The following is a 1,525-nucleotide window of genomic DNA, read 5'->3' on the forward strand; positions in this document are numbered from 1 at the left end:
AAGCTACGGCGTGCGCCGCGAAGAGTTCCTGAAGGAATATCAGGGTTCCGAGCTCGACCCGAACTGGACGCGCTCGATCGGCAATCTGACCTCGCGCGGCTGGAAGGAATTCACCAAGAACGAGAAGGATGCGATCAAGGACCTGCGCGCCGAGATCCAGAACCTCGCCACCGAAACGGCGATCTCGATCCTGGAATTCCGCAAGATCGTCAATCAGGTGCAGAAAGGCGAGCGCGAAGCGGCGATCGCCAAGAAGGAAATGGTCGAAGCCAATCTGCGCCTCGTCATCTCCATCGCCAAGAAATACACCAATCGCGGCCTGCAGTTCCTCGACCTGATCCAGGAAGGCAATATCGGCCTGATGAAGGCGGTCGACAAATTCGAATACCGCCGCGGCTACAAGTTCTCGACCTATGCGACGTGGTGGATCCGGCAGGCGATCACGCGTTCGATCGCCGATCAGGCGCGCACCATCCGTATTCCGGTGCACATGATCGAGACGATCAACAAGATCGTGCGCACCTCGCGCCAGATGCTGCACGAGATCGGCCGCGAACCGACGCCGGAAGAACTGGCCGAAAAGCTTGCCATGCCGCTCGAAAAGGTGCGCAAGGTCCTGAAGATCGCCAAGGAGCCGATCTCGCTCGAAACGCCGGTCGGCGACGAGGAGGATTCGCATCTGGGCGATTTCATCGAAGACAAGATGGCGATCCTGCCGATCGACGCGGCGATCCAGGCCAATCTGCGCGAGACCACCACGCGCGTGCTGGCCTCGCTGACGCCGCGCGAGGAGCGCGTGCTCAGAATGCGCTTCGGTATCGGCATGAACACCGACCACACGCTGGAAGAAGTCGGCCAGCAGTTCTCGGTCACCCGCGAGCGTATCCGCCAGATCGAAGCCAAGGCGCTGCGCAAGCTCAAGCACCCGAGCAGGTCGCGCAAGCTGCGCAGCTTCCTGGATAGCTGAGACTTACCGATGCAAAGAGTTCAAGGGCGCCAATGGCGCCCTTTTTTGTTGTGCGACGCACTCTTGCGGGCCAGGCCCTTCGGGAGGATAATTTCGGTGTCGGATGCATTTTCTGGGCGACAACCCGGATGCCCGCCCCGGCGAAGCCGCCGTGCTCCGTGGCCCCGGAGGGAGGTGTGCCATGACAAGCTACATCGTGCTGATGAACTGGACGGAGCAGGGTGCCAGGAACATACGCGAGTCACCGAAGCGGCTCGACGCCGCCAGGAGGCAACTGGGAGACATGGGCGGGTCGTTCAAAGCGTTCTACCTGACCATGGGCGAATACGATATGGTGGCTGTGGTCGAAGCGCCCGACGACGCGGTGCTGGCGCGCTTCTCGCTGATGCTGGCGGCAGCGGGCAATGTCAGGACGCGGACGCTGAAGGCCTTTCCCGAACTAGCCTACCGCGAGATCATCACCTCGCTCGGGTGAAGGAATCGGCAGGGTTTCTCGAACGTCGCTGGTTGGTGCCGGCCTGGTGGCGCTTTGCCGCAAGACGGGGCGCTTCGCCGTGA

2 protein-coding genes are annotated in these 1,525 nt (G+C 61.7%); both read left to right on the forward strand.

What is annotated here, in order from left to right:
* A partial coding sequence (gene rpoD, locus EN984_RS34130) for an RNA polymerase sigma factor RpoD (RefSeq protein ID WP_127384334.1) occupies positions 1-967 on the forward strand: 967 nt, incomplete at its 5' end.
* Between the two features lie 181 nt (positions 968-1,148).
* On the forward strand, positions 1,149-1,442 hold the full coding sequence (locus tag EN984_RS34135) for a GYD domain-containing protein (protein WP_127271340.1): 294 nt from the start codon (positions 1,149-1,151) through the stop codon (positions 1,440-1,442).
* Positions 1,443-1,525: the final 83 nt, after the last annotated feature.

The organism is Mesorhizobium sp. M7A.F.Ca.CA.004.12.1.1 (assembly GCF_003997835.1).
GTDB lineage: Bacteria > Pseudomonadota > Alphaproteobacteria > Rhizobiales > Rhizobiaceae > Mesorhizobium.

Bases quoted from the DNA above. Each gene is read 5' to 3' on its own strand.
- EN984_RS34135 (WP_127271340.1), top strand. From the start codon at position 1,149: ATGACAAGCTACATCGTGCTGATGAACTGGACGGAGCAGGGTGCCAGG.